General features: G+C 71.9%; 22 protein-coding genes. 15 read left to right on the forward strand and 7 right to left on the reverse strand.

What is annotated here, in order from left to right:
* The first annotated feature begins 23 nt into the window (after window positions 1-23).
* The 11 genes from uvrA (at window position 24) to AAH991_RS28080 (ending at window position 13,247) form a co-directional block, all read left to right on the forward strand.
* Complete coding sequence (uvrA, locus tag AAH991_RS28030) at window positions 24-2,864, forward strand: excinuclease ABC subunit UvrA (RefSeq protein ID WP_346228912.1); 2,841 nt, start codon at window positions 24-26, stop codon at window positions 2,862-2,864.
* 164 nt (window positions 2,865-3,028) lie between these two features.
* Window positions 3,029-3,469, forward strand: a complete 441-nt coding sequence (locus tag AAH991_RS28035) for a Rieske (2Fe-2S) protein (protein ID WP_346228913.1) — start codon at window positions 3,029-3,031, stop codon at window positions 3,467-3,469.
* 382 nt (window positions 3,470-3,851) lie between these two features.
* Complete coding sequence (uvrC, locus tag AAH991_RS28040; protein ID WP_346228914.1) at window positions 3,852-5,807, forward strand: excinuclease ABC subunit UvrC; 1,956 nt, start codon at window positions 3,852-3,854, stop codon at window positions 5,805-5,807.
* Between the two features lie 246 nt (window positions 5,808-6,053).
* A complete protein-coding gene (gene rapZ / locus AAH991_RS28045; RefSeq protein WP_346228915.1) occupies window positions 6,054-6,923 on the forward strand; it encodes an RNase adapter RapZ in 870 nt (289 codons plus the stop codon).
* Between the two features lie 282 nt (window positions 6,924-7,205).
* A complete protein-coding gene (locus AAH991_RS28050) occupies window positions 7,206-8,165 on the forward strand; it encodes a gluconeogenesis factor YvcK family protein (protein WP_346228971.1) in 960 nt (319 codons plus the stop codon).
* A gap of 63 nt (window positions 8,166-8,228) precedes the next feature.
* Entirely contained in the window at window positions 8,229-9,209 is a 981-nt protein-coding gene (whiA, locus tag AAH991_RS28055) for a DNA-binding protein WhiA (RefSeq protein WP_079319876.1), read from the forward strand.
* A 288-nt stretch (window positions 9,210-9,497) separates the two neighbouring features.
* Window positions 9,498-10,502 carry a type I glyceraldehyde-3-phosphate dehydrogenase gene (gene gap / locus AAH991_RS28060; RefSeq protein ID WP_346228916.1) on the forward strand — a complete coding sequence of 335 codons (1,005 nt, stop codon included), beginning with the start codon at window positions 9,498-9,500 and terminating at the stop codon, window positions 10,500-10,502.
* Window positions 10,502-11,689 carry a phosphoglycerate kinase gene (locus tag AAH991_RS28065; protein WP_169985996.1) on the forward strand — a complete coding sequence of 396 codons (1,188 nt, stop codon included), beginning with the start codon at window positions 10,502-10,504 and terminating at the stop codon, window positions 11,687-11,689. Before gap ends, AAH991_RS28065 begins: the two co-directional genes overlap by 1 nt.
* Window positions 11,690-12,469, forward strand: a complete 780-nt coding sequence (gene tpiA / locus AAH991_RS28070) for a triose-phosphate isomerase (protein WP_346228917.1) — start codon at window positions 11,690-11,692, stop codon at window positions 12,467-12,469.
* A gap of 124 nt (window positions 12,470-12,593) precedes the next feature.
* Window positions 12,594-12,824 carry a preprotein translocase subunit SecG gene (gene secG, locus AAH991_RS28075; protein ID WP_076441471.1) on the forward strand — a complete coding sequence of 77 codons (231 nt, stop codon included), beginning with the start codon at window positions 12,594-12,596 and terminating at the stop codon, window positions 12,822-12,824.
* A 75-nt stretch (window positions 12,825-12,899) separates the two neighbouring features.
* Window positions 12,900-13,247: an RNA polymerase-binding protein RbpA gene (locus AAH991_RS28080; RefSeq protein WP_079319880.1), complete on the forward strand. Its 348-nt coding sequence runs from the start codon at window positions 12,900-12,902 to the stop codon at window positions 13,245-13,247.
* 49 nt (window positions 13,248-13,296) lie between these two features.
* Here AAH991_RS28080 and AAH991_RS40525 read toward each other — a convergent pair whose 3' ends face one another.
* A complete protein-coding gene (locus AAH991_RS40525) occupies window positions 13,297-13,719 on the reverse strand; it encodes a LysR family transcriptional regulator (protein WP_428834039.1) in 423 nt (140 codons plus the stop codon).
* Between the two features lie 113 nt (window positions 13,720-13,832).
* Here AAH991_RS40525 and AAH991_RS28090 point away from each other — a divergent pair, with 113 nt between their 5' ends.
* Window positions 13,833-14,726 (forward strand): MBL fold metallo-hydrolase, encoded by an 894-nt coding sequence (locus AAH991_RS28090; RefSeq protein ID WP_346228918.1) that lies wholly within the window; start codon window positions 13,833-13,835, stop codon window positions 14,724-14,726.
* Here the strand turns inward: AAH991_RS28090 and AAH991_RS40530 are convergent.
* The 3 genes from AAH991_RS40530 to AAH991_RS28105 form a co-directional block, all read right to left on the reverse strand.
* Window positions 14,641-14,895, reverse strand: a complete 255-nt coding sequence (locus tag AAH991_RS40530; RefSeq protein WP_428834043.1) for a helix-turn-helix domain-containing protein — start codon at window positions 14,893-14,895, stop codon at window positions 14,641-14,643. The two genes, AAH991_RS28090 and AAH991_RS40530, sit on opposite strands and share 86 nt — an antisense overlap.
* A gap of 342 nt (window positions 14,896-15,237) precedes the next feature.
* A complete protein-coding gene (locus AAH991_RS28100; protein WP_346228919.1) occupies window positions 15,238-16,842 on the reverse strand; it encodes an amidohydrolase in 1,605 nt (534 codons plus the stop codon).
* A gap of 61 nt (window positions 16,843-16,903) precedes the next feature.
* On the reverse strand, window positions 16,904-18,301 hold the full coding sequence (locus tag AAH991_RS28105) for an NAD(P)/FAD-dependent oxidoreductase (protein ID WP_346228920.1): 1,398 nt from the start codon (window positions 18,299-18,301) through the stop codon (window positions 16,904-16,906).
* 196 nt (window positions 18,302-18,497) lie between these two features.
* Between AAH991_RS28105 and AAH991_RS28110 the strand changes: the two genes are divergently transcribed.
* Window positions 18,498-19,574, forward strand: a complete 1,077-nt coding sequence (locus tag AAH991_RS28110; protein WP_346228921.1) for a GNAT family N-acetyltransferase — start codon at window positions 18,498-18,500, stop codon at window positions 19,572-19,574.
* An 87-nt stretch (window positions 19,575-19,661) separates the two neighbouring features.
* Here the strand turns inward: AAH991_RS28110 and AAH991_RS28115 are convergent, their stop codons facing one another.
* A complete protein-coding gene (locus AAH991_RS28115) occupies window positions 19,662-20,123 on the reverse strand; it encodes an Lrp/AsnC family transcriptional regulator (RefSeq protein ID WP_346228922.1) in 462 nt (153 codons plus the stop codon).
* A 108-nt stretch (window positions 20,124-20,231) separates the two neighbouring features.
* On the opposite strand from AAH991_RS28115, the gene AAH991_RS28120 reads away from it, so the two are divergent.
* Together AAH991_RS28120 and AAH991_RS28125 are read left to right on the forward strand one after the other, a co-directional pair.
* Complete coding sequence (locus AAH991_RS28120; RefSeq protein WP_346228923.1) at window positions 20,232-20,858, forward strand: LysE family translocator; 627 nt, start codon at window positions 20,232-20,234, stop codon at window positions 20,856-20,858.
* A 67-nt stretch (window positions 20,859-20,925) separates the two neighbouring features.
* Entirely contained in the window at window positions 20,926-21,855 is a 930-nt protein-coding gene (locus AAH991_RS28125; RefSeq protein ID WP_346228924.1) for a hypothetical protein, read from the forward strand.
* A 71-nt stretch (window positions 21,856-21,926) separates the two neighbouring features.
* On the opposite strand, the gene pgl is transcribed toward AAH991_RS28125, so the two are convergent.
* Together pgl and AAH991_RS28135 are read right to left on the reverse strand one after the other, a co-directional pair.
* A complete protein-coding gene (pgl, locus tag AAH991_RS28130; protein WP_346228925.1) occupies window positions 21,927-22,706 on the reverse strand; it encodes a 6-phosphogluconolactonase in 780 nt (259 codons plus the stop codon).
* Window positions 22,703-23,626, reverse strand: a complete 924-nt coding sequence (locus AAH991_RS28135; protein WP_346228926.1) for a glucose-6-phosphate dehydrogenase assembly protein OpcA — start codon at window positions 23,624-23,626, stop codon at window positions 22,703-22,705. The genes pgl and AAH991_RS28135 overlap by 4 nt, the downstream gene beginning before the upstream one ends.
* Window positions 23,627-23,651 lie beyond the last annotated feature (25 nt).

Consider the following 23,651-nt stretch of genomic DNA (forward strand, 5'->3'; position numbering starts at 1 on the left):
CTCATCGACCTATCGGGACCACCGTGGCTGACCGCCTGATCGTGCGTGGCGCACGCGAACACAATTTGAAGGACGTCTCGCTCGACCTCCCGCGAGACGCTCTGATCGTCTTCACCGGACTGTCGGGCTCCGGCAAGTCCAGCCTGGCCTTCGACACGATCTTCGCCGAGGGACAGCGGCGGTACGTGGAGTCCCTGTCCGCGTACGCCCGGCAGTTCCTGGGTCAGATGGACAAGCCCGACGTCGACTTCATCGAGGGCCTGTCCCCGGCCGTCTCCATCGACCAGAAGTCCACCAGCCGCAACCCCCGTTCGACCGTCGGCACGATCACCGAGGTCTACGACTATCTGCGTCTGCTGTGGGCGCGCATCGGCAAGCCGCACTGCCCGCAGTGCGCGCGCCCGATCGCCCGCCAGACGCCGCAGCAGATCGTGGACCGCGTGCTCGAGCTGGAGGAGGGCACCCGGTTCCAGGTCCTCGCCCCGATCGTCCGCGGCCGCAAGGGGGAGTACGCCGAGCTGTTCCGCGAGCTGCAGACCAAGGGCTACGCCCGGGCCCGCGTCGACGGCACGATCGTGCGCCTGGAGGAGCCGCCCACGCTCAAGAAGTACGAGAAGCACGACATCGAGGTGATCGTCGACCGTCTGTCGGTCAAGGAGAGCGCGCGGCGCCGGCTGACCGACTCGGTGGAGACGGCGCTGCAGCTGTCCGGCGGCACCATCACGCTCGACTTCGTCGACCTGCCCGACGACGACCCCAACCGTGAGCGCTTCTACTCCGAGCACCTCTACTGCCCCTACGACGACCTGTCGTTCGAGGAGCTCGAGCCGCGGTCGTTCTCGTTCAACTCGCCCTTCGGCGCCTGTCCCGAGTGCACCGGGCTCGGCACCCGCATGGAGGTCGATCCCGACCTCGTCGTCCCGGACCCCGAGCGCACGCTCGGCGACGGCGCGATCAGCCCGTGGGCGAACGGCCACACCAGCGACTACTTCGTGCGGCTGCTTGAGGCGCTGGGCAACACGCTCGGCTTCGACCTCGACACGCCGTGGGAGCGGCTGCCGAAGAAGGCGCACAAGGCGATCCTGCACGGCCACGACGAGCAGGTCCACATCCGCTACAGCAACCGGTACGGCAGGCAGCGGTCGTACTACACCGACTTCGAGGGCGTGATCCCCTGGGTGCAGCGCCGGCACGCCGAGTCGGAGAGCGACGCCAGCCGCGAGCGGTTCGAGGGCTTCATGCGCGAGGTCCCCTGCCCGGCCTGCAAGGGCCGCCGCCTCAAGCCGGTCTCGCTGGCCGTGACCGTCGGGGACGCCTCGATCGCCGAGATCTCGGCGATGTCGATCGCCGACTGCGCGAAGTTCCTGTCCGGCCTGCGGCTGTCGGAGCGGGACATGCACATCGCGGAGCGGGTGGTCAAGGAGATCAACGCCCGGCTGGGCTTCCTGCTCGACGTCGGCCTCGACTACCTCACGCTCGACCGCGCCGCCGGCACGCTCGCCGGTGGCGAGGCGCAGCGGATCAGGCTGGCCACGCAGATCGGCTCCGGCCTGGTCGGCGTGCTGTACGTGCTGGACGAGCCGTCCATCGGACTGCACCAGCGGGACAACCAGCGACTGCTGGAGACGCTGATCCGGCTGCGCGACATGGGCAACACGCTGATCGTTGTCGAGCACGACGAGGACACGATCGCCGCCGCCGACTGGGTGGTCGACATCGGCCCCGGCGCGGGCGAGCACGGCGGCCAGGTCGTCGTGTCCGGCACCGTGCAGGAGCTGCTCGCCAGCGAGGAGTCGCTGACCGGCGCGTACCTGTCGGGCCGAAAGGCGATCACCGTGCCGGAGATCCGGCGCCCGCGGGACAGGAAGCGGCAGCTCGTCGTAAAGGGCGCCCGCGAGCACAACCTCAAGGGAGTGGACGTCGAGTTCCCGCTCGGCGTCTTCACCGCGGTCACCGGCGTCTCGGGGTCCGGCAAGTCGACGCTGGTCAACGACATCCTCTACGCGGCGCTGGCCAAGGAGCTGAACGGCGCGAAGACCGTGCCGGGACGCCACTCCCGGGTGGTCGGCACCGACCTGGTGGACAAGGTCGTCCACGTCGACCAGTCGCCGATCGGCCGCACGCCGAGGTCCAACCCGGCGACGTACACGGGCGTCTTCGACCACGTGCGCAAGTTGTTCGCCGCCACGACCGAGGCGAAGGTCCGCGGCTACCTGCAGGGCCGCTTCAGCTTCAACGTCAAGGGCGGGCGCTGCGAGGCCTGCTCCGGCGACGGCACCATCAAGATCGAGATGAACTTCCTGCCGGACGTCTACGTCCCCTGTGAGGTCTGCCACGGCGCCCGGTACAACCGGGAGACGCTGGAGGTCCACTACAAGGGCAAGACGATCTCAGAGGTCCTCGACATGCCGATCGAGGAGGCGCTGGGGTTCTTCGAGGCGATCCCCGCCATCCGCCGTCACCTGCAGACGCTGCACGACGTCGGTCTCGGGTACGTACGGCTGGGCCAGCCGGCGACCACGCTGTCGGGCGGCGAGGCGCAGCGGGTGAAGCTCGCCTCCGAACTGCAGCGGCGATCGACCGGCCGGACGGTGTACGTGCTGGACGAGCCCACCACCGGCCTGCACTTCGAGGACATCCGGCGGCTGCTCGGCGTGCTCAACCGGCTGGTGGACGCCGGCAACACGGTGATCGTCATCGAGCACAACCTCGACGTCATCAAGACCGCCGACTGGATCGTCGACATGGGGCCCGAAGGCGGCTCCGGGGGCGGCAGGGTCGTCGCCGCCGGCACGCCCGAGCAGATCGCCCGGGTCGAGGAGAGCCACACCGGCGCCTTCCTCCGCAAGATTCTGGGCGTATGAGTATTCGTCTCATCTTCTCTCCCTACTCTTCTCCTTCCGACCGCGTCACCCTGAACCGGCCACGGGGTGATGGCCGTACCTGAGAGCACACAGGGTGACGCGTCGCGCAGGGGAAGACCCGGGGCCGTGGACGTCCCGGGCCGCCGCATCAGGGAAGGATGAGCATGACGGATACGACACGCCGGGCCGTGATCTTCGGCGCCGGGGGCGCCGGGCTGGCCGTGGCGCTGAGCGCGTGCGGTGCCTCCGACGGGGACGACACGGCGTCGGCGGGCCAGGGCACGTCCCAGGACGGCCAGTCTCAGGGAGCACAGGGCGGGGGCGAGATCGCGAAGACCTCCGACATCCCCCAGGGCGGCGGCAAGGTCTTCAAGGACCAGGACGTCGTCATCACGCAGCCGGAGGCCGGCACGTTCAAGGCGTTCAGCGCGACCTGCACCCACCAGGGCTGCCCGGTCGCCAGCGTCTCGAACAACGAGATCGTCTGCCCGTGCCACGGCAGCAAGTTCAGCGCCAAGGACGGTGCCGTGACCAACGGACCGGCCACCAAGCCGCTCGCGGAGAAGACCATCACGGTGAGCGGCGACAGCATCACCCTCGCGTAGGGGCGCCGTAGAGCGCGCCGCCGCCTGCCGGACGCGGGGATCCCGCGCGGAGGCGGCGGTCGCCCGACGGCTCCGGTTCCACGGCTCGCGGAACCCTTAGGCGCGAATCCTCCGGCTCGCGAACCCCGCGCGATGCCGGCCGGGCCGCGCCGGAGAGCTCGTCCCGGGCACGGGACCGGTGCGGCCGCCGCGCGACGGCAGATGAGACGTCACGCCGGCGGCCGCGATCGTGCCCGCCGGGCACTCGCGGGGACGACCGGACCATCTGATCTACATCGTAAAGACGGGCTCACGTCCCACGCGCGGGGACCCGCCCAGGGGCCCACGCGGACGGCGGGATCGGTCGGCCGGGATTGTCGGCGAGGCCCAGTAGTCTTTGGGTGTGGCGGATCCGGCAACCTATCGACCGGCGCCCGGATCGATCCCCGAGTCGCCAGGCGTCTATCGCTTCCGCGACCCGGGCGGCCGGGTGATCTACGTGGGCAAGGCGAAGAGCCTGCGGCAGCGGCTCAACTCGTACTTCGCGGACTTCGCCGGCCTGCACCCGCGGACGCAGACCATGCTCACGACCGCGGCGTCCGTGGACTGGACGGTGGTCGGCACCGAGGTCGAGGCGCTCCAGCTCGAATACTCCTGGATCAAGGAGTTCGACCCCCGGTTCAACGTCAAGTACCGCGACGACAAGTCGTACCCGTACCTGGCCGTGACGATGGGGGAGGACTTCCCCCGGGTGCAGGTGATGCGCGGGGCCAAGCGTAAGGGCACCCGCTACTTCGGCCCCTACTCGCACGCCTGGGCCATCCGGGAGACCGTCGACCTGCTGCTGCGCGTCTTCCCCGTGCGGACGTGCTCGGCCGGGGTCTTCAAGCGGGCGGGGCAGATCGGCCGTCCCTGCCTGCTGGGATACATCGACAAGTGCTCGGCGCCCTGCGTCGGCCGGGTCACCCCCGAGGAGCATCGCGCCCTCGCCGAGGACTTCTGCGACTTCATGGCCGGCAACACCGGGCGCTTCATCAAGCGGCTGGAACGCGATATGCGCGACGCGGCGGCCGTGGAGGAGTACGAGCGGGCCGCGCGGCTGCGGGACGACATCCAGGCGCTGCAACGGGCTCTGGAGAAGCAGACGGTCGTGCTCGGCGACGGCACCGACTGCGACGTGATCGCCCTCGCGGAGGATCCGCTGGAGGCGGCGGTCCAGGTCTTCTACGTGCGCGGCGGCCGCATCCGCGGACAGCGCGGCTGGGTGGTGGACAAGGTGGAGGAGGCCACCCCCGGCGAGCTGGTGGAGCAGTTCCTGCTCCAGATGTACGGCGAGGCGACGATTCCCCGCGAGATCCTCGTGCCGGCGCGGCCCCCGGACGAGACCGCGCTGATCGAGCTGTTGAGCGAGCAGCGGGGCTCCCGGGTCGACCTGCGCGTTCCCCAGCGCGGTGACAAGAAGAGCCTCATGGAGACGGTGGAGCGCAACGCCAAGGAGTCGCTCGCCCAGCACAAGCTGCGCCGCGCCAGCGACCTGACCACGCGCAGCCGGGCCCTGCAGGAGATCGCCGACGCCCTCGATCTCGACCAGGCGCCGCTGCGGATCGAGTGCTACGACGTGTCGCACATCCAGGGCGAGAACGTCGTGGCCTCGATGGTGGTCTTCGAGGACGGCCTGGTCCGCAAGAGCGAGTACCGCCGCTTCTCCATCAGGACCGCGGAAGGCGACGTCGCCTCGATCTACGAGGTGATCTGCCGGCGGTTCAAGCGCTACCTGGAGGAGCGGGCGGAGACGGGCGAATTGGACGCCGACGCGGACGACGCGGGCGAGCGCGAGGCCGGGCACGGAGCCGGGACGCCCATCGACCCGGAGACCGGCCGTCCCCGCAAGTTCGCCTACCCGCCCAACCTCGTGGTGGTGGACGGCGGCCCGGCGCAGGCGGCGGCCGCCCAGCGTGCCCTGGACGAGCTCGGCATCGACGACGTCGCCGTGTGCGGCCTGGCCAAGCGGCTGGAGGAGGTGTGGCTGCCCGGCGACGACCAGCCCGTGATCCTGCCGCGCAGCAGCGAGGGGCTTTACCTGTTACAGCGCGTCCGTGACGAAGCGCACAGGTTCGCCATCACCTACCATCGGACGAAGAGGTCGAAATCGCTCAAAGAGAGCGCGCTCGACCAGGTGCCGGGCCTGGGCCCGGCACGCCGTCAGGCCCTGCTGCGTCACTTCGGCTCGGTGAAGCGGCTGCGGGAGGCGAGCGCGGAGGAGATCCGCGAGGTCCCCGGCATCGGCCGCGCGACCGCCGAGGCCATCGTCGCGGCGCTGCGCGGTGAGAGCCCGTCCCCGGCCGGGCAGGGGTCGTGACGTGCCCGCGCGAGCATCGCGGCATGTCCCGTCCCCAGCCGGACCAGGGCAGGGGCAGCAGGGAGGGCACCATGGGAGTTGCCCGGCGTGGCGGTGGCGCGATCAGGTGAAGAGGTGTCATGCTCCGGCACCAGAGAGTCCCCGCGGGGCACGCCAGGTCCCGGCGGCCGTCCCGGCGCGGGCGCCGGACGAGGGCGGGGCTGACGTTGGGCGAGCTGACATGGGCGGCAAGGCGGTGAGCGGGCGATGAGCACGACTGAGCCGGCATTCGTGGTGATCACTGGAATGTCGGGGGCGGGGCGGAGCACCGCCGCGAAGTCTCTGGAGGATCTCGGCTGGTACGTGATCGACAACCTGCCGCCGGGGCTGCTGTCCTCGCTCGCCGAGGAGGCGGGCCGGGTGAACATGGCGACCGACCGGGTCGCGGCCGTGGTCGACGTGCGCAGCCTCGCCTTCACCACCGACCTCAACGCGGCGATCGAGGAGCTCGACGGGCGCGGCGTCGGCGTCCGGGTGGTGTTCCTGGAGGCCAGCGACGAGGAACTGGTCCGCAGGTTCGAGAACGTCAGGCGGCCCCACCCGCTGCAGGGCGACGGGCGGCTCGTCGACGGCATCGACCGTGAGCGCGGCATCCTGCGCGAGGTCCGCGCCAACGCCGATCTCGTCATCGACACGTCACTGCTGAACGTCCACGAACTGCGCAAGAAGATCGTGTCGTTCTTCGGCGGCGAGGACCGGCCCGGGCTGAAGGTCAACGTGGTGTCCTTCGGCTACAAGTACGGCCTGCCGGTCGACGCCGACCTCGTCGTGGACTGCCGGTTCCTGCCCAACCCCCACTGGGTGCCGGAACTGCGGCCCATGAACGGGCTCGACGCCCCCGTGCGCGACTACGTGCTCAGCCAGCCGGGCGCCAAGGAGTTCCTCGACGGATACGAGGAGGTCCTCGGCGTCGTGGCCGCCGGATACACCCGCGAGGGCAAGGGCTACGCCACCCTCGCGGTGGGCTGCACCGGAGGCAAGCACCGCAGCGTCGCGATGGCCGAGCAGCTCGGCGCGCGCCTGCGCGAGCGCGGCATGGACGTCCAGGTCAGCCACCGGGACGTGGGCCGCGAGTGACGGCTTCCGGCCGCCGCGCGGCGGAGGCGGTCCCCTCAGGGCGTACGGTGGCGGGCACCGGCCCGTGACGGGTCCGGGCCCGCACCGCGGCCGCCGAGGAGCGCGCCCGGTCCCGGCCGCGGCGGCCGGAAGGGCGCGACCGATCAGCACGACGTGAGCGCCACGGCTCCGCAGAGCGGCGCTCGTGGCGCGGCGAGGAGGACGATGAAGGACCCCGCCGCGGAAGCCGCGGAACCCCCCGTCCCCCGACATCCCCCGACGTCCCCCACCCCCGGCAGACCGATGTTCCCCCACCAGTCCGAGACCGCCGCGAGCGGTCCCAAGGTCGTCGCCCTCGGCGGCGGCCACGGCCTCTACGCCTCCCTGTCGGCCCTCAGGACCGTCACCGACGACCTGACGGCGGTGGTGACGGTGGCCGACGACGGCGGCTCCAGCGGGCGCCTCAGGCGCGAACTGGGGGTGCTGCCGCCCGGTGACCTGCGGATGGCGCTCGCGGCCCTGTGCGGCGACGACGAGTGGGGCAAGACCTGGAGCGAGGTCGTCCAGCACCGTTTCAGGAGCGAGGGCGAGCTGCACGGCCACGCCGTCGGCAACCTCCTCATCGTCGCGCTCTGGGAGCTGCTGGAGGATCCCGTCGTCGGCCTGGAGTGGGTGGGCCGGCTGCTCGGCGCGCACGGCCGCGTGCTGCCCATGGCCTCCGTGCCGCTCGACATCCAGGCCGAGGTCGAACTGGACGGGCTGATCACGACGGTGCGCGGGCAGGTCGCCTGCGCGCTGACGCCAGGGCGGGTTCGCTCCATCTCGCTGCTGCCGCCCGACCCGCCCGCCTGCCCACAGGCGATCGAGGCGATCGAGGCGGCCGACTGGGTGGTGTTCGGGCCGGGCTCCTGGTTCACCAGCGTGCTGCCGCATCTCAAGGTGCCCGGGCTCGCCCGGGCGCTGCACGAGACGAGCGCCAGGCGGCTGGTGATCCTCAACCTCGCACCGCAGGTGGGGGAGACCGACGGCTTCTCGCCCGAACGGCACCTGGAGGTGCTCAGGGAGCACGCCCCCGCGCTGCTCGTCGACGCCGTGGTCGCGGACGGCGCCGTGGTCGCCGACCCGGGGGCGCTGGAGAAGGCGGCGTCGTCGATGGGCGGCCGGGTCGTTTTGGCCGATGTGGCCGCCTCTGACGGATCCGCGCGGCACGACGGACCACGTCTTGCCGCTGTCCTGGATGAGATTTTCCGCGAGAAGCGGTGATTGCGTGCGCACAAGGTGCGAGAGACTGGCGGGCAGAGTCTGTTTGGGGGAGGACACGCGCTGATGGCCATGACGGGTGTGGTGAAAGACGAGCTGAGCCGCCTTCCGGTGCTCAAGCCCTGCTGCCGGAAGGCGGAGGTGTCCACGCTGCTGCGCTTCGCCAGCGGGCTGCACCTGGTGGGCGGGCGCATCGTGATCGAGGCCGAGCTCGACACCAACGCCACCGCCCGCAGGCTGATCAAGGACATCGGCGAGGTCTTCGGGCACAAGGCCGAGGTGCTGGTCCTGGCCCCCGCGGGGCTGCGCAAGGGCTCACGCTACGTCGTGCGCGTCTACAAGGACGGCGAGGCGCTGGCCCGGCAGACCGGTCTGATCGACAACCACGGGCGTCCCGTGCGGGGGCTGCCCCGGCAGGTGGTCTCGGGGGCCACCTGTGACGCGGAGGCGGCCTGGCGGGGCGCGTTCCTCGCGCACGGATCGCTGACCGAGCCGGGCCGGTCGATGTCGCTGGAGGTGACCTGCCCCGGCCCCGAGGCGGCGCTGGCCCTGGTCGGCTCGGCCCGGCGGCTCAAGATCCACGCCAAGGCCCGCGAGGTGCGCGGCGTCGACCGCGTGGTGGTGCGCGACGGCGACGCGATCAGCGCGCTGCTGACCCGGCTCGGCGCCCACGACAGCGTGCTGGCCTGGGAGGAGCGGCGGATGCGCCGCGAGGTGCGGGCCACCGCCAACCGCCTGGCCAACTTCGACGACGCGAACCTGCGCAGGTCGGCCCGGGCGGCCGTCGCCGCGGGGGCGAGGGTGCAGCGGGCGCTGGAGATCCTCGGCGACGACGCCCCCGAGCACCTCGTGATCGCCGGCCGGCTGCGGGTCGAGCACAAGCAGGCGTCCTTGGAGGAGCTCGGCCAGATCGCCGACCCGCCGCTGACCAAGGACGCCATCGCCGGGCGCATCCGGCGCCTGCTCGCCATGGCCGACAAGCGCGCCCAGGACCTCGGCATCGCCAACACCGAGGCCAACCTCACCGCCGACATGCTCGCCCAGTAGCGGTCCCCGTTCGATTCCGTCCCCGGACGCCGGGGACGGCGTCGCCGTGCCGTCCCCGGCGGCCCGATCGCGCGTCGCGGAGGCAGGCCCCGCGGTCCCGGGAAACGGGGGGACGGCGGGGTCCGCGCCATGGGAAAGGACCCGCTCACCGGCGTGTCCGGCCTGACACGCCGTCAAAGTGCGGCCCGGTGGTCTACACCAATTTGGGTCCGATAAGGTCTGTCATTGAGGTTTAACACAGCCCTGGCGCCGGTAGTCCGGCGCACGACGTACGAGGAGATCGGTTCCGTGAGCATCCGCGTAGGCGTCAACGGCTTCGGCCGTATCGGCCGCAACTTCTGGCGCGCTGTGGCGGCCAGCGGCAAGGACATCGAGGTCGTCGCCGTCAACGACCTCACCGACAACGCCACGCTGGCCCACCTGCTGAAGTACGACAGCATCCTGGGCCGCCTGCCGTACGAGGTCAAGGCCTCGGCGGACGAGATCACCGTTGACGGCAAGGCGATCAAGGCGTTCGCCGAGCGCGACCCCGCCAAGCTGCCCTGGGGCGACCTCGGCGTGGACGTCGTCGTCGAGTCGACCGGTCTGTTCACCGACGCCACCAAGGCCAAGGTGCACGCCGACAACGGCGCGAAGAAGGTCATCATCTCCGCTCCGGCGAAGAACGAAGACGTGACGATCGTCATGGGCGTGAACCACGACAAGTACGACCCGGCCGCTCACACGATCATCTCGAACGCCTCCTGCACCACCAACTGCCTGGCCCCGATGGCCAAGGTCATCAACGACACCTTCGGTATCGAGAAGGGTCTGATGACCACCATCCACGCCTACACGCAGGACCAGAACCTGCAGGACGGCCCGCACAAGGACCTGCGCCGCGCCCGCGCCGCCGCGCTGAACATCGTCCCGACCTCCACCGGCGCCGCCAAGGCCATCGGCCTGGTGCTGCCGGAGCTGAAGGGCAAGCTCGACGGCTACGCGCTGCGCGTGCCGATCCCGACGGGCTCGGCCACCGACCTCACGGTCGAGGTCGGCCGCGAGACCACCGTCGAGGAGGTCAACGCCGCGCTGAAGGCCGCCGCCGAGGGCGCGCTCAAGGGCTACCTCAGCTACACCGAGGACGAGATCGTCTCCAGCGACATCGTCACCGACCCGTCGTCCTGCATCTTCGACGCCGGCCTCACCAAGGTCATCGGCAACCAGGTCAAGGTCGTCGGCTGGTACGACAACGAGTGGGGCTACTCCAACCGCCTCGTGGACCTCATCGAGTACGTGGGCGCCTCCCTCTGATGATCGGAATCGACGAGCTCGACGTGAAGGGCCGGCGCGTGTTCGTGCGCGCCGACCTCAACGTCCCCCTCGACGGGGAGACGATCACCGACGACGGCCGCATCCGGGCGTCGGTGCCGACGATCAGGAAGCTGGTCGAGCGCGGCGCGAGGGTCGTCGTCGCCGCCCACCTCGGCCGTCCCAAGGGCTCGGTCACGCCGAAGTACTCGCTCGCCCCGGTCTCCCGGCGGCTGGCCGAGCTGCTCGGCGAGGACGTGGCCTTCGCCGCCGACGTGGTGGGCGAGTCCGCGCAGAGCGTGGTGGCGGGCCTGCAGGACGGGCAGGTCGCCCTCCTGGAGAACCTGCGCTTCGAGCCGGGCGAGGAGTCCAAGGACGACGCGGTCAGGGGCGAGTTCGCCGACAAGCTGGCCGCCCTCGCCGAGCTCTACGTCGGCGACGGCTTCGGCGCGGTGCACCGCAAGCACGCCAGCGTCTACGACCTGCCCAAGCGGCTGCCGCACGCGGCGGGCGACCTGGTCCTCGCCGAGGTCGAGGTGCTGCGCAAGCTCACCGAGGACCCGGCCAGGCCGTACGTCGTCGTGCTGGGCGGCGCGAAGGTCTCCGACAAGCTCGGCGTGATCGCGAACCTGCTGTCCAAGGTGGACCGCCTGCTCGTCGGCGGCGGCATGGCCTACACCTTCCTGAAGTCGCAGGGCCACGAGGTGGGCAAGTCGCTGCTGCAGGAGGACCAGATCGACCAGGTCAAGGGCTTCCTCGACGAGGCGGCCTCCCGCGGGGTCGAGCTGGTGCTGCCGGTGGACGTGCTCGCCGCCACGGAGTTCGGCGCCGACGCGCCGTACGAGGTCGTGGACGCGACCGCGATCCCGGCCGACCGCGAGGGCCTGGACATCGGCCCCCGCACCCGGGAGCTGTTCGCCTCGAAGCTGGCCGACGCCCAGACGGTGTTCTGGAACGGCCCGATGGGCGTGTTCGAGTTCGAGGCGTTCTCCGGCGGCACCCGCGCGGTGGCCGAGGCGCTGGTGAGCTCCGAGGCGTTCACCGTGGTCGGCGGCGGCGACTCGGCGGCGGCCGTGCGCAAGCTCGGCCTGCCCGAGGACGGTTTCTCGCACATTTCCACCGGTGGTGGCGCGAGCCTCGAGTACCTCGAAGGCAAGACGCTGCCCGGACTCGCGGCGCTGGAGGAGTAGATGGCTCGCAAGCCGCTGTTCGCCGGCAACTGGAAGATGAACCTCAATCATCTCGAGGCCATCAACCTGGTGCAGAAGCTGGCGTTCACGTTGACCGACCGCGACTACGACAAGGCGGACGTGGCGGTCATTCCGCCGTTCACCGACCTGCGTAGCGTGCAGACGCTGGTGGACGCGGACAAGCTCCGCATCGCCTACGGCGCCCAGGACCTGTCGGCCCAGGACTCCGGGGCGTACACCGGGGAGATCTCCGGGGGCATGCTGGGCAAGCTCGGCTGCACCTACGTGCTCGTGGGGCACTCGGAGCGGCGGCAGTACCACGCCGAGGACGAGGCGCTGTGCAACGCCAAGGTCAAGGCCGCCTACCGGCACTCGCTGACGCCCATCCTGTGCGTGGGCGAGGGGCTGCCGGTGCGTCAGGAGGGCCGCCACGTCGAGCACACGCTGGCGCAGCTCGACGGCGCGCTGGAGGGCGTCCCCGCCGAGCAGGTGAAGTCCATCGTGATCGCGTACGAGCCGGTCTGGGCGATCGGCACCGGCGAGGTCGCCACCCCGAAGGACGCCCAGGAGGTCTGCGGCGCCATCAGGACGCGACTCGCCGAGCTCTACGGTGACGATGTGGCCTCTGTTGTCCGTATCCTTTACGGTGGCTCGGTGAAGTCGGACAACGTCGCCGGCATCATGGCGGAGGCCGACATCGACGGCGCCCTCGTGGGAGGGGCCAGCCTCGACGCGGGAGAATTCGCCAAGATCTGCCGATTCGGCGAGACCGCCGGCTAGCTGAGCCGTTTGGGGGGTGCGACTTGACAACAGGTCGTACCCTCGAAGAACACAATTGAATCGTCACGCCGATGGCATCGTGCACAACGCGTCGTGCACGCCCGGACATAGGAACAGGTCTACGGTGACAATCGGAATCTCCATCGCCCTCATCCTGTCGAGCGCTCTGATGGTGCTGCTCGTCCTGCTCCACAAGGGCAAGGGCGGCGGTCTGTCGGACCTGTTCGGAGGCGGGTTCTCGTCGTCCTTCGGCGGTTCGTCGGTGGTGGAGCGCAACCTGGACCGCCTCACCATCATCACGGGCATCGTCTGGTTCGTCTGCATCATCGCGCTGGGCCTGCTGCTCAAGCCGTAGCGGACGGCCTCCGGCCACGCGTGACAGAGATTCACCTCCCCCCGTCCGCGGGGCGATCGAGCAAGGAGTTCTTCGGTGGGTAGTGGCAACGCGATCCGTGGCAGCCGAGTCGGCGCTGGCCCCATGGGAGAGGCCGAACGCGGCGAGGCCGCCCCCCGTGTGCGGGTCTCGTTCTGGTGCGCGAACATGCACGAGACGCGCCCGAGCTTCGCCAGCGACGCGGCCGTTCCCGAGTTCTGGGACTGCCCGCGGTGCGGACTGCCGGCCGGGCAGGACCAGTCGAACCCGCCCGCTCCGCCGAAGAACGAGCCGTACAAGACGCACCTCGCGTACGTGAAGGAGCGCCGTAGCGACAAGGACGGCGCGCAGATCCTCGCCGAGGCGCTGGAGCGGCTGCGCTCCTCCTCCCGCCCGATCTACTGATCCGGACGCCCGGTTCACCGATCCGGGCAACTGTGCAGGCCCTTCCCGCTCAGGCGGGGAGGGCCTTCATGTATGCGCGGGCCTCCGGTCGGCGGAGCGGTACACGGTGATCCGGAACCCGCACTTGCGGGTGACGCCGGCGAAAGGCCGCGGCGAGCCGGGCTCCGGCCTGCTCGGCGCTGTCCGCGAGAGTGCCGATGGTCAGGGCGCCGGCCGCGGCGGCGACCCGGGCGCGCACCCGCTCGGCCTGCTCCAGCAGCGCGCGTGCCTCGTCGTAGAGCGCGGCCCCGGCGGCGGTCAGCGTGACGCCGGTGGGCGAGCGGCGCAGCAGGAGGGCGCCGAGGTCGGCTTCCAACTGCCGGACGGCACGGCTCAGCGGCGGCTGGGTCATGTGCAGGCGTGCGGCGGCCCGCCCGAAGTGGCGCTCCTCGGCGACCGCCACGAAGTAGCGCAGCGAGCGTAGGTCCATCATCGGCGACGATGCCGGCACGGTATCGGCCGTGCGCAACCGGTGTTGGACGCGGCGGAGCATCCGGCAATGGACTGGAGCGGCCCGATCATCGGGCTCTCCGAGAAGTGGATGCCATGTCTGAACACGTGCTGCCCGAGCCCGTCGTGCGGATCGAGGAGGTGCGGGAGCTCGCCCGCGACCTGGTGGTGATCCCCAACCGCCGGGTGCAGCTGGTGCCCAACATCGGCCTCATCGGCGGCACGCATTCCGTGCTGGTCGTCGAGACCGGAATGGGCCCGCGGAACGCCGAGACCGTGCTCGCGTTCGCGGCGGAGCACGCGGCCGGCCGCAGGCTGTACCTGACCACGACGCACTTCCACCCGGAGCACGCGTTCGGGGCGCAGGTGTTCGCCGGAGAGGCGACGTTCCTGGTCAACCGGGCGCAGGCCGAGGACCTGACCGCGAAGGGCGCCGCCTACCTCGACATGTTCCGGGGCCTCGGCGAGCCGGTCGCCCGGCAGCTTGAGGGCGTCGAGATCGCCACCCCGGACGTCGTCTACGACGACGCGTACGACCTCGACCTGGGCGGCAGGGTGGTGCGCCCGCGGGCCGCCGGCCGGGCGCACAGCAGGGGCGACCAGGTGATCACGGTCCCCGACGCCGGGGTGATGTTCACCGGCGACCTCGTGGAGGCCGGGCAGTTCGCCATCTTCCCGTGGTTCCCGCCGTACGACACCGACGTGTCGGGCACCCGCTGGATCAGCGTGATGCGGAGGCTGGCCGACGCGTCGCCGCGCGTGGTGCTGCCCGGTCACGGCGACGTCGGCGGCCCGCGGCTGATCGCCGACGTCCGCGACTACCTCGAACTGCTGCGCGACGAGACCTGGGCGCGCCGGGACTCGGCCGTGGGCGAGCAGACGATCGTCGAGGAGGTGAGGGCGCTCATGATCGAGCGGCACCCGGAGTGGGCCGGCCGGGAATGGATCGAGAAGGGTGTCGGCTGCCTGTGCGCCGAGCACCCCGCGTGACGCGCACCCGGCGGGCCTGCGGGGGAGCGGGTCCAGAGGCCGCATCCGTAGGCCGGCACCACGGCCTGGATCCGTCGCGGGCCCCGAGCTCGGCCATGACCCGGGAGACATGCGTCTTCACGGTGGCCTCGCCGACGAACAGTTCGGCGGCGATCTCGGTGTTCGACAGACCTCCGGGCCGTCAGCCTCCGGACCTCCGTCTCGCGCGGCGTCGGCCTGTCCACGGCTCCGGCGTTCCTCGCCATCGTGGTCGCCGCGTACTCGCTCGGCGCGTACGCGGCGACGTGGCCGCTCGTCGCGGGCCTGAGCGCCGCACGCGAGATCCTCGCCCCAGGCCGCCCTTCCTCCGGGCGTGCCGGCCTGCGGGGAGGCGACGACCTCGACCAGGGTGACCACGATCACCACGGCGACCGCCGTCGCCGGGCGGCGGCGCCGGTGGGCGATCCCGGCGCGCCTGCCGTACCGGCCGGCCCAGGCCGGCCTCCTCACCGCCGCGCAAGCACCGTCCCCGTCAGCCGTGCACCTGCTCGCCGTCGAGGAACGTCATGACGACCTTGGTGGTCCAGATGTCCTTCGGGTCGAGCGTGAAGGGGTCGCGGTCGAGGACGACGAGGTCGGCCGGGCGGCCCTCCTCGATCACCCCGGCGGGGGAGCGGTTGATCCAGGCCGAGCCCTCGGTGTAGGCCGTCATGATCGTCCGTAGGTCGAGGCTCTGCTCGGGCAGGAACGGCGTCTGGGCCGTGGGGTACGTCGCGTGGACGGAGCCGCCCGGCTCGGTGCGGTTGACCGCCACGTGCATGGCCTCCAGGGGGTCGGCCGAGGAGACCGGCCAGTCCGAGCCCCCGGCGAAGCGGGTGCCGTGCCGTACCAGGTCGGCGAAGGGGTACTGCCAGGACGCGCGCTCCTCGCCGAGGTAGGGGATGCACAGCTCGTCCATCTGCAGGTGGTGGGTGGCCCACAGCGCCTGCAGGTTGGCCGTCACACCGAGCTCGGCGAAGCGCGGCACGTCCTGCGGTGTGATGATCTGCACGTGCGCGATGTGGTGCCGGTTGTCGGGGTCGGTGCCGGTCAGCGCGTCGAGCGCCTCGCGCACGGCCCGCTCGCCGATGGCGTGGAAGTGCACCTGGAAGCCCAGGGCGTCGAGCTCCTTGACGTACCCGTCGAGCAGCGCCGGGTCGACGTACGACAGGCCGGTGCCGCCGCAGCGGCAGTAGGGCTCGATGACGGCGGCGGTGAAGTTCTCCGGGATGCCGTCCTGCATGATCTTCACCGACGTCGCCCGGAAACGGTCCAGGCCCTTGGCCGTCGCGCGCCGCTCGACCAGCTCGGGGATCTGCTCGGCGCCGCGGGTGCGGTCCCACCACAGGGCGCCGACGACCCGCGCCCGCAGGCGTCCCGAGGAGGCGGCGGACAGGTAGGCGGGCAGCTGGTCGTCCGACCCGGCGTACGACCCGACGATGGCGTCCTGCCAGCCGGTGATGCCCAGCGAGAACAGGTGGGACTGCGCGTCCATCAGGGCGGCGTCGACGTCGGCCGGGGTGGGGCGCGGGGTGAGCAGGCCGACGAGGTCCATCGCGCCCTCGTGCAGCACGCCGCTCGGCGTTCCGTCGGGGTCGCGCTCGATGCGGCCGTCCGCGGGGTCGGGGGTGTCCTTGGTGATCCCGGCGACCTCCAGGGCCCGCGTGTTGACCCAGGCGGCGTGGTGGTCGCGCTGCACGAAGTACGCGGGGCGGTCGAGGAAGTCGAGCTGGGACCGGTGGGGGAGGCCGCCGGGGAAGGCCGACATGTCCCAGCCGCCGCCGTCGATCCACTCCCTGCCCGGATTGTTCGCCGCGTAGCCGGCGATCACCGTGGTGTAGGCGTCGAGGCCGTACACCTCGGACAGGTCGCACTTGGCCCGCTCCAGCCCGGCCTGCACCGGGTGGACGTGGGCGTCGGTGAACCCCGGCGTCAGCAGGCCGCCGCCGAGGTCCACCGGCTCGGCGCCCGGCGCCAGCCGTACGAGGTCGGCCTCGGCGCCGACGGCGGCGATGACGCCGTCGCGGACGAGGACCGCCTCGGCGAAGCCGCCGGGGACGAAGACGCGGCCGCCGCGGAACAAGATGGTGGAGCTCAAGGGTGTCGTGTCCTTCTTCGAGATGTACGGGTGTCCCGCGAACAGCGCGAGATCACGGGGGCTAGTGGCCGGTGATCCTGTCGGCGATCCTGGCCAGTACGGACGTCCTGGCCATGCCCCTGCCCTCACGGGCGTCGGCCAGGCGGTAGAGACGGTACATCGAGTGGACGCCGAGCCAGCGCAGCGGCTCCGGCTCCCAGGCGCGCACCCGCCGGTCCACCCACGGCATGCGGGTCAGGCCGGTGTCGCGGCGCAGCACCAGGTCGCGCAGCGTGCGCCCGGCGAGGTTCGTGGTGGTCACGCCGTGGCCCGTGTAGCCGCCCGCCCAGCCGAGGCCGGTCGCGGGGTCCACGTGGACGGCCGAGCACCAGTCGCGCGGCACGCCGAGCACCCCCGACCAGGCGTGCTCCACCCGCGACCCGGCGACGGCGGGGAAGAACGCGACCAGCAGGTCCCACAGGGCGTCGACGGTCCAGGTGTGCGTGTGCCCCCGCTCGTCGACCCTCGACCCGTACAGGTACGGCCTGCCGCGGCCGCCGAAGGCGATGCGGTCGTCGGCCGTCCGCTGGGCGTACATGTAGTAGTGCGCCATGTCGCCGAGCAGTTCGCGGCCCTGCCAGCCGATCTCCGCCCAGACCTTCTCCGGCAGCGGCGCGGTGACGATCAGCGAGCTGTTCATCGGCAGCCAGTCGCGGTGGTGGCCGGCGATGGTCGCGGTGAACCCCTCGGTGCAGCGCAGGACGTGGTCCGCCCTCACCGTCCCGTACGGCGTGACCGCCCGGCCCGGCGCGATCTCGGTGACGGGCGTCCGCTCGTAGATCTCGACGCCGAGGTCCCGTACGGCCCGCGCGAGGCCGCGGACGAGCTTGGCCGGCTGGATCCTGGCGCAGTGCGGGCTCCAGGTGGCTCCCGTCGCCCCCGCCACCCGCAGCCGCTCGTTCATCTCGCCGGTGGTCAGCAGCCGGACGTCGTCGCGGTCCCAGCCCCACTCGCGCTGCGCCGCCAGCTCCTCGCGCAACCGCAGCGCCTGCGCCGGGCCGCGGGCGACCGTGAGCAGGCCGCCCTTGACGATGTCGGCGTCGATGTCCTCCTCGCGGGCGACGCGGATGACCTCGTCCACGGCCTCGAACATCGCGCGCTGCAACCGCCGGGCCGCGTCCCGGCCGTGGGTCTTCGCGTACCGCTCGGGCGAGCCGGCCAGCGCGCCGGTCAGCCAGCCGCCGTTGCGTCCCGACGCGCCGAACCCGGCGAACTCCTTCTCCAGCACGACCACCCGCAGCGACGGGTCCGCCTTCTTCAGGTAGTAGGCGGTCCACAGCCCGGTGTAGCCCGCGCCGACCACGGCGACGTCGGCCCGCAGGTCGCCGCCCAGCGGTTCTCCGGTATCGGGCACGCCGAGCGACCGATACCAGAAGGACACCTCACCGTTGACGAAGTCAGGGGACAGGGGAGCGGTCATGGTGCACATCCTGCTATATCCGTGCTCATCTCGCCATTCGGCGACGGATGTCGTGGAGATCCGATGGAACACATGCGGATAACCGTAGTCGTAACGTGGCGCATCGACAGGAAACGATCGGCTCACCGCTGTGTAGCAAAGGTGTAACAGCACTCCGCCACCCTGAAGACCAGCGCAACGGAGGGAGCGGATACCGATGGGGTTCTTCCGGATTCGGACGACCGTGGACGAGCGGCCGGGGCGGCTGGCGTCGCTGGCCACGGCCTTGGCCGACAAGGGCGGCAACATCCTCGGCCTGTCGGTGCAGCCCGACACCGACGGCACGGTCGACGAGTTCGTCACCGACATCCCCGCCTCCCCCGAGGCCGTACGCGAGGCGCTGGAGGCGGCCGGCGGAAGACGGGTGCGGATCGTCCCCGCCACGGCGCACGAGCTGACCGACGAGCCGACGCGGACGCTGCTGCTCGCCGCCCGGCTGCGCTCGGCTCCCTGGCGCCTGCCGGAGATCCTGGGCGAGCTGCTGCGCGCCGACGACGCCCGCTGGGTGTACGGCGCGGCCGCCGTACGCCCGCGGAACGAGGACGGCGAGCGGGACGAGGGGGAGGCGCCGGAGCTGCCCGACCCGACCCTGCTGGTGGTGCCCGTGGCGCCGCGGCGGTCGATCCGGCTGCGCCGCTCGGGCCTGCCGTTCACCCTGACCGAGGCGGCCCGCGCCGCCGCGATGGTGAGGCTGGCGCAGCCGCCGGCCGAGCCGTCCGCGGCCGAGGGGCCGGTGCGGCTCGCCGACGGCGCGGAGGTGCAGGTCAAGCCGCTGACTTCGCTCTATCGCGAGGCGCTGCGCGACCTGCACGAGCGCTGCTCGCCGGAGACGCGCAGGTTCCGCTACTTCACCGCCAACCCCACCCTGCCGCCCCACATGTTCGACCGGCTGTGCGACCGGGCCCGCGGGCAGTCGCTCGTCGCGGGCCACGACGGCCAGGTCGTCGGACTCGCCTCGTTGATGTTCACGGCGGACCCGGGCACAGCGGAGATGGCCCTGCTCGTGGAGGACCGCTGGCAGGGCCGGGGGCTCGGTGCCCACCTGGCCCGCATGCTCCTCGCACAGGCCAGGGACCTCGGCTTCGCCGAGGTGCGGGCGACCCTCCTGTACGACAACACGCGCATGCGCAGGCTGCTCGGCTCCCTCGGCGCGACGCTCACCCACACCGAGGACCCCGGTGTGATGGAGGCGCGGCTCGCCGTGGGCGTGATGGCGACGGCAACCCCGAGCTGACGTCCTCACGGGTGGTCCTCCTGGTCCGGTGTAGCTCAGGGCACCGGACCAGGACGGGTCGCCGCAGGCGCGCGCCGCCGCCGATGCTCAGCCCGCGGGGCCGAGCACGGGGCGGCCGTCGACGATGCTTTTCATGACGAGGGTGGACGTCAGGCGCTGGATGCCGGGCAGCGTGGCGAGGTGGTCGTCCTCCAGGCGTTGGTAGGCGGCGAGATCGGCGGTGAGGACGCGGAGGAGGTAGTCGGGGTCGCCGAACAGGCGCTGGGCCTGGACGACCTGCGGGATTCTCGCGACGGCATCCTCGAAGCCCAGAAGGGTGTCGCGGTCCTCCTGCAGCATGGTCACGAAGACGAGGGCCTGGAAGGGCAGCCCGACCGCTTCGGGGGCGACGATCGCCCGGTAGCCGCGGATCACTTTGCTGCGCTCCAGTGCGCGAAGCCGGCGGTGACACGGCGACACGCTGAGCCCGACGTGTGCGGCGAGCTCGGTGACCGTGAGGCGACCGTCTTCTTGGAGCGCGGCAAGGATTTTCCGGTCGATGGCGTCCACGGGGTGGATCCTTCTACTCCGGTGACCGTGCGGACAAGAAGTCGGCACCACTTTCCAGCTGATCGCAGGTAGTTTCCTCGGCGGAACCGTGCTCCGAGGAGAGATGCCATGCCCGTCGGCTCCGTCGTCGCCTTCTGGGGTGTCGCCCTGCTGCTCATCGTCGTGCCGGGAGCGGACTGGGCGTTCACCCTCGGCGCGGGGCTGCGCGGCCGCGTGGTCCCGGCCGTGGGCGGGCTCGTGCTCGGCTACGCGGGCATGACCGTCGTCGTCGCGGCGGGTGTCGGCGCCCTGGTCGCGGAGAGCGTCATGGCCCTCACGGCGCTGACCGTCCTCGGCGGCGGCTATCTGCTGTGGCACGGAGCGCGGACGCTCACCTCCTCGTTCACGCCCGTCGGGACCGTCGGCGGGCCGGCAGAGGCACCGTCGGGAACCGGCTGGGCGACGCTCACGCAGGGCATCGGAGTCAGCGGGCTCAACCCCAAGGGACTGCTCATCTTCGTCGCCCTGCTCCCGCAGTTCACCAGCCCTGACCGGGACTGGCCCCTGCCCGTGCAGATGGGCGCCCTGGGGCTGGTCTTCATGATCACCTGCGCCGCCTTCTACCTGGCCCTCGGCTCGGTGACGCGGACGATCCTGATACCCCGCCCCGCCGCGGCACAGGCCGTGCACCGGCTGTCCGGAGCCGGAATGGTCATCGTCGGCGTCCTCCTGGTGGTCGAGAGGGTCGGCGGCTGAGCACCGGCCGCCGAGGATGCCGCCGGTGCCGGTGGAGCGGGACGAAGAATTCAGGTACAGGTGGTCTGTGGACTTCGACGAGGCGGCCGAGCGGCTCTACGGCATGGTGCCCGAGGAGTTCACCACGGCCCGCGACGCGCTGGCGAAGGAAGTGAAGGCGGCCGGGGACGCCGCGCTGGCCAAGCGGATCAAGGCGCTGCGCAGGCCCACCGTGGTGGCCTGGGCCGTCAACCGGACGGCGCGGGAGCGCGGGGACGAACTCGGCCGGCTGCTCGACCTCGGGCGGCGGCTGCGGGAGGCCTGGCGCGCCCAGGACGCGGACGCCCTGGCCGAGATCGGCAGGGACAGGACCCCGCTCATCGCCCGTCTCGTCCGGTCCGTACGCGAGGAGGCCGAGGCGGCCGGACATCCCCTGGCCCCCGCGGCCGACCTGGAGATCGAGCAGACCCTCGACGCCGCCGTGGTGGACGAGGACGCGGCCGAGCGGGTGCGCCGGGGCACGCTGACCCGCCCCCTGAGCTACAGCGGCTTCACCCCCGCCCCCGTCGTACGGCCCGCCCCCGAACCGGCCGCGCCTGCGGAGCGGAAACCCGCGAAAACCGTGGGGAAGCCCAAGCACCACGACGGCGAGGAGGAACGGCGGGAACGCGAACGGCGCGAGGCCGAGCGACGGGAGGCCGAGCGCCGTCGCCGGATCGAGAACCTCGAGAACGCGCTCGCCGAGGCCGAACGAGCCGCGACGGAGGCGGAGCGGGGCCGTGCCGACTGGGAGGCCGAGCGGGCCGAGGCCGTGCGCGAGCACGAGCGGCGCACGGCCAAGGTCGAGACGCTCGCGGCCAAGCTGGCCAAGGCCAAGGACAAGCTGAGCGCGGCCGAACACCGGCTGGAGGTCGCCCGCCGGGAGGAGACGAACGCCGAACGCGCCGCCCGCTCGGCCCGCGTACGCGCCGATGAGGCCCGCACCGCCCTGGACGAGGCCCGATCAGGCCACGATTGAAGCCACGGCGGACGTGGAACGGCCGGGCGGGGGAGTGCCCGGCCCGGCCGTCACGTGCTGCGGACTCCCGGTCAGGGGGAGGCGATCCTGCCCAGGCTGGGCGGGATCTTGTGCGCGGCGGCGCGGTCGAGCAGGAACAGCGTGCGCTGCCGCCCGCGCGCCCCCGCGGCCGGGACCTGGAACGGCCCGGCGTCGGACAGGGCCATCCGGACCGCCTGCGCCTTGTCCTCGCCCGCGGCGACGATCCAGATCTCCCTGGCGGCCCGCAGCGCGGGGAACGTCAGCGACAGCCGGGTCGGCGGCGGCTTGGGGGAGCCGTGCACCGCCACCACCGAGCGCTCCTCCTCGTAGACCGCGGGTTTGTCCGGGAACAACGAGGCGACGTGCGCGTCCGGTCCCATGCCGAGCAGAAGCACGTCGAACGAGGGCACCGGCCCGTGGTCCTCGGGCCTGGCCGCCTTGGCCAGCTCGACCGCGTACGCGTCGGCGGCCTCCTCGGCGGTCATCCCCGAGTCGGGGCCGGGCATCGGGTGGACCCGGCTCGGGTCCACGTCGACGTGGTCGAGCAGGGCCTGCCGGGCACCGGTCTCGTTGCGCTCCGGATCGCCGGTCGGCAGGAACCGCTCGTCGCCCCACCAAATGTCGAGCGCCCGCCAGTCGATGGCGTCGCGCGCCGCCGTCCCCGCGAGGGCGGCGAGCGTCGCGATGCCCACGCTGCCGCCGGTCAGCACCAGGTGCGCAGAACCGCGGGCCGCCTGGGTGTCCACCAGCCGCGTGATGAGGCGGGCGGCCACGGCCTGGGCCAGCAGTTCGGCGTCCCGGTGGACGATGACGGTGGGAACGCCGCTCACGCCCGTCCCCGCCCCTTCATCTCCGCCAGGCGACGGATCGCGGCGGCGTAGATGTCGTCGGGGTCCAGCCTGCGCAGCTCCTCGGCCAGCAGCTCCGAGGTCGGCCTGCGGGCCAGGGCGACCCGGCGGTCGGGGTTGCCGGGGCGCGACAGCGTGGCGAGCCTCGCGTCGCTCCTGCTCACCGTCAGCTCGCCGCCGTCCTCGAGGGACAGCCGCACGCCCGTCAGGCCGGGGCCGGCGGAGTCGGCGACCTCGATCGGCACCTCCAGCCGGTCACACAGCCAGGCGGCCAGCAGCGGCGCGCTGGGGTTGCCCGCCGCGGCCTCCACCACGCCTCCGGTGACCTTCCCGATGGGCTGGTCGAAGGCGGCGGCCAGCAGGCTGCGCCACGGCGTGAGCCGCGTCCAGGCCAGGTCGGTGTCGCCGGGCACGTACTGGCCGGCCCGGGCGGCGATCGCCGACACGCCGTCCTGAGCCGACCTGGCGTCGGTGATGCGGCGGCTGCCGAGGTGCCCGATCGCGGTCTTGGCGGGGACGTCCGGGCAGTCGCCCGGCCACCACACCACCACCGGCGTGTCGGTGAGCAGCAGCGGCGTGATCACCGAGTCGGCGTGCTCGGTCAGCTCGCCGTACAGGCGCAGCAGCACGACCTCGCCCGGCGCCGACTCGCCCACGCGGATCTCCGCGTCCAGCCGGTTGGGCTCGGCCGGGTCGCGGCTGATCACGATGAGGATGCGCGAGGGGTGCTCGCGCGCCGCCTCGGTGGCCGCGCGCAGGGCGTCGTACTGCCCCGCCTCGTCCACCACCACGACGAGCGTCAGCACCATGCCGACGGCGGGCGCGCCCATCTGGTGCCGCAGGCGGGTGAGCGTCGAAGAGATCTTCGACGCGGTCGTCTCGGTCAGGTTGAAGGTCGTCACACCGCTCTCCGCTCGATCCGCCCGG

Origin of the sequence: Microbispora sp. ZYX-F-249 (genome assembly GCF_039649665.1) — a bacterium.
GTDB lineage: Bacteria > Actinomycetota > Actinomycetes > Streptosporangiales > Streptosporangiaceae > Microbispora > Microbispora maris.